General features: G+C 44.2%; 10 protein-coding genes and 1 pseudogene. 4 read left to right on the top strand and 7 right to left on the bottom strand.

The genetic code is table 11. The features are described 5' to 3' along the window. Together H6S82_RS33620 and H6S82_RS17800 are read left to right on the top strand one after the other, a co-directional pair. Positions 1–161: pseudogene (locus H6S82_RS33620) on the top strand (RNA-guided endonuclease TnpB family protein); the annotation flags it as partial. A 5-nt stretch (positions 162–166) separates the two neighbouring features. Next, positions 167–313, top strand: coding sequence for a hypothetical protein (locus H6S82_RS17800; protein ID WP_190465647.1), 147 nt, complete (start codon positions 167–169; stop codon positions 311–313). 110 nt (positions 314–423) lie between these two features. On the opposite strand, the gene H6S82_RS17795 is transcribed toward H6S82_RS17800, so the two are convergent. The 5 genes from H6S82_RS17795 to H6S82_RS17775 form a co-directional block, all read right to left on the bottom strand. Further along, complete coding sequence (locus H6S82_RS17795) at positions 424–843, bottom strand: type II toxin-antitoxin system VapC family toxin (RefSeq protein WP_190465649.1); 420 nt, start codon at positions 841–843, stop codon at positions 424–426. After that, complete coding sequence (locus tag H6S82_RS17790; RefSeq protein ID WP_190465651.1) at positions 840–1,076, bottom strand: type II toxin-antitoxin system Phd/YefM family antitoxin; 237 nt, start codon at positions 1,074–1,076, stop codon at positions 840–842. The genes H6S82_RS17795 and H6S82_RS17790 overlap by 4 nt, the downstream gene beginning before the upstream one ends. Positions 1,077–1,238: 162 nt before the next feature. Beyond that, positions 1,239–1,763: a hypothetical protein gene (locus H6S82_RS17785; RefSeq protein ID WP_190465653.1), complete on the bottom strand. Its 525-nt coding sequence runs from the start codon at positions 1,761–1,763 to the stop codon at positions 1,239–1,241. A gap of 106 nt (positions 1,764–1,869) precedes the next feature. After that, the gene (locus H6S82_RS17780) at positions 1,870–2,298 is read right to left on the bottom strand and encodes a lysozyme inhibitor LprI family protein (RefSeq protein ID WP_190465655.1); all 429 of its coding nucleotides are present in this window, start codon (positions 2,296–2,298) and stop codon (positions 1,870–1,872) included. A 30-nt stretch (positions 2,299–2,328) separates the two neighbouring features. After that, positions 2,329–2,808 carry a DUF3598 family protein gene (locus H6S82_RS17775; protein WP_190465657.1) on the bottom strand — a complete coding sequence of 160 codons (480 nt, stop codon included), beginning with the start codon at positions 2,806–2,808 and terminating at the stop codon, positions 2,329–2,331. 155 nt (positions 2,809–2,963) lie between these two features. Here H6S82_RS17775 and H6S82_RS17770 point away from each other — a divergent pair, with 155 nt between their 5' ends. After that, on the top strand, positions 2,964–4,049 hold the full coding sequence (locus H6S82_RS17770; RefSeq protein ID WP_190465659.1) for an alpha-hydroxy acid oxidase: 1,086 nt from the start codon (positions 2,964–2,966) through the stop codon (positions 4,047–4,049). 217 nt (positions 4,050–4,266) lie between these two features. Continuing rightward, positions 4,267–4,575: an RNA-binding protein gene (locus tag H6S82_RS17765; RefSeq protein ID WP_190465661.1), complete on the top strand. Its 309-nt coding sequence runs from the start codon at positions 4,267–4,269 to the stop codon at positions 4,573–4,575. On the opposite strand, the gene H6S82_RS33030 is transcribed toward H6S82_RS17765, so the two are convergent. Continuing rightward, on the bottom strand, positions 4,572–4,733 hold the full coding sequence (locus tag H6S82_RS33030) for a hypothetical protein (RefSeq protein WP_190465663.1): 162 nt from the start codon (positions 4,731–4,733) through the stop codon (positions 4,572–4,574). The two genes, H6S82_RS17765 and H6S82_RS33030, sit on opposite strands and share 4 nt — an antisense overlap. A gap of 7 nt (positions 4,734–4,740) precedes the next feature. After that, on the bottom strand, positions 4,741–5,025 hold a 285-nt coding region (locus tag H6S82_RS17760; RefSeq protein ID WP_191056491.1), incomplete at its 5' end, for a zinc ribbon domain-containing protein.

The raw sequence follows: 5,025 nt of genomic DNA, 5'->3' as shown, positions 1-5,025 counted from the left end.
TGCGGCACTGATGATTCTAAAAGTAGCCTTGAGTACGGTAGGGCATACCGGAACTTGGATCGAAGATCCGAACGCTTCAGGAGATTTGGCCGCTACTTTGGCTGGAGTAATCCAGTCGCAAGCAAGCTGAGTCTATGAATGAAGAATCCCCGTCCCTTTAGGGCTCTTGAGTGTCAATGATGCTGAAGCGGCACAGCAGCAAGCAGAAATGGAGCGACAACGTGCTTCTGAAGCCGAACAACGCGCTTCTGAAGCCGAACAACGCGCAGAATATTTAGCGCGACGTTTGCGAGAGTTAGGGATAGAACCGTAGTAGTTAGCTTTCGGGGTAATTTATGAATTATCCCGAAAGCTAGTGCGATCGCTTTTACTGAGGAGATAGATTTATTTGAAGAGTGCGATCGCTAAAAAAATTGAATTACTTTATGGTGTAATTAATTGAACTGTTATTCCGAAAACATTACCTGCTTCCGCGAGTGTTTCGTCAGCTGTTACCAAACGCAAATCGTTGGCGGCGGCAATTGCTAAATGTATAGCATCAAGAGTACGTAAAGCCGTATCGAAACGCGCAATCCACTCACGCGCTTGCTGATAATGAATTGGTTCTAATGGTATACGGGTATAGAAACCGCCGTCTAGGTGAATTTGAAATTGCTCGGCTATCTCTCTTGCTTGCTCTTGGGATATTTCCCTCATTCGCACTCTGCGAGATAATGCGGAAAACATTTCTACTAACTGACTCAACGCTGGTTGCTCTTCTATTGCCAGTAATTCGAGAATAGCAATACTGAGAGCTTCTGGCAAGTAGAAAAGAACGATAACACTGGTGTCTAAATAAATCAATAGCGTTCCTCTTGCCTTAGCTTAATTACTGTTTGACTCATTGGTTCACCCTTGACTTGAATAGAAGCACGAAATTTATCCATTTTGGCTAACCATTCCTCCTTTGTGAGTGGCGGAACTAATCTGGCTACTACTTTTCCATCCTGCCAGAGGCTCACCTCTTCTCCTTTTGCTACTTGTTCTAGGATAGCTTGGAGGTTTTGACTGGCTTCTTCAACGGTAATTTTAGACATTGTATCGGTGGTAATGCTACATCTTCAAGGGTACAGCAGGAGATATGGGTATGGAGGAGTGCGATCGCACAAATGGTTTTCACGTAAATCAAATGTAACAAAGAAACCCGGTTTCGCTCTTATTTAGCGGTTTTTTTTGTACCTCAGTATCGCGTAATGAATTTAACGTCTGCCAGCTTGAATCGCCGAATTTGCTATCTGCACAGTTTCTGCTTCTCGTCCGTTTTTAATGGATACTCGATAGAGAACTCCCTGATTTTGCCATTCGACTGAAGCTGTGCAATATGCACCGCACCCGTTGTGAAAAATGCCTCTTGTTCTCCCCGCTAATTGGATATTTTTAAATGTTCTGGTTGTACCTTGCATTGGGGTGATAAATTGTCCGCCTTTTTCGGCATCGATCGCACCCATATTGCAAGCTGTTGTTCCCTGACAATTGGGAGTATAATCGAAGAAAACGACGTAGTTATTTCTGGTTGCTTGGGTATTAAAATAAAATCTATCTGATGAGGGAATGCTGCTGGGAAGAAATATCGGCACTTGGGTTTTGTTTTTGATTTTGGCGAGGATTTGGCGAATGGGTACGGTGGTATTTGCTCGTTGGGCGATCGCATTTTGTGGGAGATAGAAATTAGCGGCTGCCATAGTAAGGGCAAGCGCAGAAGTGGGGATAAGTTTGTTGAGCATTTGTTTGGATTTAGTATAATATGTGGATAGGCTTTGCGGGCAGTAATGAGGTGCGATCGCTTACGAAATAGTATGCGATCGCACCTCAAAAGCAAAGAATGAAAAATTATCTATTATTTAGGGCATCTAGATATCCCTCTAAATCTTTTGTGCGCTGCTCTGTGACAGTTGCCAAACAATTACCGTAAATCATGGGAGCCATACTTCCCCCCTCAACTTCGCTTCGTTCAAACACACAACTGGCATCGCGAAACTTTATCCAAGCTTGCTGTGCGGCAACTAATTTTTGTTTTCGCGCTGCTGGTAACTTGGGAAGCAGTTGTTGGTAAACTTGATTTAATTTTCTATCTGCGTTTTGATAGGATATGCCAGCACAGGCATTCATTTCGCTTTGAGTTTGAGGGTTGTTGCAGTTAGGTTGTTGAGCTACCCGCACATCTGGTGTTTTAGGTGCTGCACCTACCACACTCAAGGCGATACTTAGCAAACCAATCGCAGATGCTACACTTACTATTGGCAATAAAGACTTTGACATGGCCTAATTTTAAGTTCGTGTAATTCTAATTCAGGACTCAATTTTGTGTTCTACAATCATCAAACCACCTTTGAATTTGCCATCCAATGTATATCCTTGACTTGTGCGTATACAATTATTTTCATCGCTCAGGACGATGGTTTCGATCCCAATTAGTACTCCAGTCGCTTTATCCCAAATCCGGAAAAGAATTGTGTTTTCGCTGTATTCTTCTGCCAGGGTAGCGAAGTTAGAAAAAGGAGGCTCTGAACTTTCAATTTTGATTGCGCCGACACCCGCCACAATTCCGACAAAATTTTGGGTGACAGTTTTACCGTCAGCATATTGATAAGTGTTGGTTTGGAACCATTGATTATCAATTATCTTCTTAGTGACAACACCTGTGAAACGTTCGATTTCTTGACCGTCTGCATCCAGGCGTATCCATTTTCCCTGCCAAACTCCGACGTGTTTGGAAAAGACTTTAAAATTCTCTAGCTGTGGCTGAGTGGCGGGATCGGAACTAGACATATAAATATCTGCTTTGCCAATGGCATCTTGTTTGCGCTAATCTCAATTTAGCGCCTAAGAAGACTTTGAGCTAGTCCCCGATCTGGTGAATAGGGAGGTTCTAGTTTGAGCGATGCAGAGGGCTGATGCGCGATCGCATTCTTTGATAGCTACAGATGACTGCTTCTATTCAACCGATCAATCTATTTGAGTACGAAACCCTAGCTGCCAAGCATCTATCTCAGATGGCGCTAGACTACTACGCCAGCGGTGCGTGGGACGAAATTACGCTGCGAGATAACCGTGCGGCATTTGAACGGTATAAACTGCGTCCCCGAATGCTGGTGGATGTGAGTCAGCGGGATTTAAGTACTACTGTACTGGGTCAAGCGCTGAAAATGCCAATTTTGGTTGCGCCGATGGCTTTTCAGTGTTTGGCACATCCAGAAGGAGAAATTGCTACTGCCAAAGCTGTGCGTCAGCTGGGTACAGTAATGGTGCTGAGTACCTTAGCAACAAAGAGTGTGGAGGAAGTTGGGAAAATAGATTGTCTGCGCTGGTTTCAACTATATGTGCATCGGGATAGGGGTTTGACAAAGGCACTGGTAGAACGAGCAAGCCAAGCTGGTTTTCAGGCGCTTTGCTTGACTGTGGATGCGCCTGTGTTGGGACGAAGAGAGAAAGATCGGCGCAATCAATTTGTTTTGCCATCGGGTATGGCATTGGCAAACCTTGATAATATAGCAGATTTAGAGATTTCTTTCAAAGCAGGTGAATCGGGTTTGTTTACCTATTTTTTAGAGCAGCTGAATCCAGCACTAACTTGGAAAGATTTAGAGTGGTTGCAATCAATTTCGCATCTACCTTTAGTAGTAAAAGGAATATTGCGAGGAGACGATGCCGATCGAGCAGTGGAATATGGAGCCAAAGCAGTAATTGTTTCCAATCATGGGGGGAGACAATTGGATGGATCGATCGCATCGATCGATGCTTTGAGTGAAGTTGTTGCTGCTGTCGGGGACAAAGTAGATGTACTTGTCGATGGGGGTATCCGTCGCGGCACAGATATTATTAAAGCGTTGGCTTTGGGTGCAAAAGCAGTATTGTTGGGACGCCCTGTCTTATGGGGATTAGCTGTTGGTGGAGAAGCTGGTGTTGGCCACGTCCTGGAACTGTTACGAGATGAACTGGATGTGGCAATGGCTTTGAGCGGTTGCCCTAAATTGCAGGATCTTGACCCCAGTTTAGTGGTGCGGTTATAGAGACGAGAAGCGCAAATGCTTATCCCACTTATACCGATCCGACATCACCCAAAATAGGAAATTTTGGTTTGGAAAAGCTCTTCATTTTAACTTTTGTGCTAAACTATATCATGACAGTTGAATTCGGTGCAGTGTTTGTTGTTGGTATGAAGAGAAATATTGACAGGAATCTCTCCGAATTTCAATGGTTACGTTCGTCTGATTTCGGAGATATTCCATGTCTATTTATGTAGGCAACCTATCCTACCAAGTTACTCAAGATGACCTAAGCAGAGTTTTTGCAGATTACGGCACAGTGAAGCGGGTTCAGATCCCCGTTGACCGCGAGACAGGTCGCTCTCGCGGATTTGGTTTTGTGGAAATGGCAACAGATGCTGAAGAAGCAGCTGCTATTGAAGCTCTTGATGGTGCTGAATGGATGGGTCGCGATCTAAAAGTTAATAAAGCAAAGCCTCGCGAAGAAAGAAAACCTTCTGCTGCTGGCTGGGGAAACAACAGTCGTGGCGACTCTCGGCGACGCTACTAAAGTGCTTCGAGTTCTTGAGCGGGAAAGCGGGTAAGCAGATAGGCGCAAAACAGAGGGGCAACCTCTACACTATATATGTCCGATCGTTGCTCCGTTACCGCGATCGCCGATTGGCAATTAGCAATCTTGCAGCCTACCAAAATAGAATGGTTTGACACTCTCCCGTTAAGCTGACGCTATAACGGGAGATTCTTGTTTCACAGAAGAACGCTTTTTAGTAGAATTACTAACGAGTCTTAGATCTTCTCCACAAGCTTGAAGTTCCGACTGCCCATCGGTATTTGTTGATAGAATTCTAATGCCTTCTTCCCTAATGTTTTTTGTTGCATTTGAGTCCCTATCATGGTGGGTTCCGCATTTTGGGCAAGTCCATTCCCTATCCTTTAAGGTAAGGGAATCATTCTTAAACTTGCAATAATTACAAAGCTTTGTACTAGGAAATAATCTATC

It is taken from the genome of Planktothrix sp. FACHB-1355 (genome assembly GCF_014748295.1).
GTDB lineage: Bacteria > Cyanobacteriota > Cyanobacteriia > Cyanobacteriales > Aerosakkonemataceae > Aerosakkonema > Aerosakkonema funiforme_A.
Note: the sequence above shows the minus strand (reverse complement) of the source record. Positions and strands in the feature narration are given on the sequence as shown.

What these genes read in the sequence shown, in the direction of transcription:
- H6S82_RS17790 (WP_190465651.1), bottom strand. Translation starts at nt 1,076, where the DNA reads ATGTCTAAAATTACCGTTGAAGAAGCCAGTCAAAACCTCCAAGCTATC.
- H6S82_RS17785 (WP_190465653.1), bottom strand. Translation starts at nt 1,763, where the DNA reads ATGCTCAACAAACTTATCCCCACTTCTGCGCTTGCCCTTACTATGGCA.
- H6S82_RS17780 (WP_190465655.1), bottom strand. Translation starts at nt 2,298, where the DNA reads ATGTCAAAGTCTTTATTGCCAATAGTAAGTGTAGCATCTGCGATTGGT.
- H6S82_RS17775 (WP_190465657.1), bottom strand. Translation starts at nt 2,808, where the DNA reads ATGTCTAGTTCCGATCCCGCCACTCAGCCACAGCTAGAGAATTTTAAA.
- H6S82_RS17770 (WP_190465659.1), top strand. Translation starts at nt 2,964, where the DNA reads ATGACTGCTTCTATTCAACCGATCAATCTATTTGAGTACGAAACCCTA.
- H6S82_RS17765 (WP_190465661.1), top strand. Translation starts at nt 4,267, where the DNA reads ATGTCTATTTATGTAGGCAACCTATCCTACCAAGTTACTCAAGATGAC.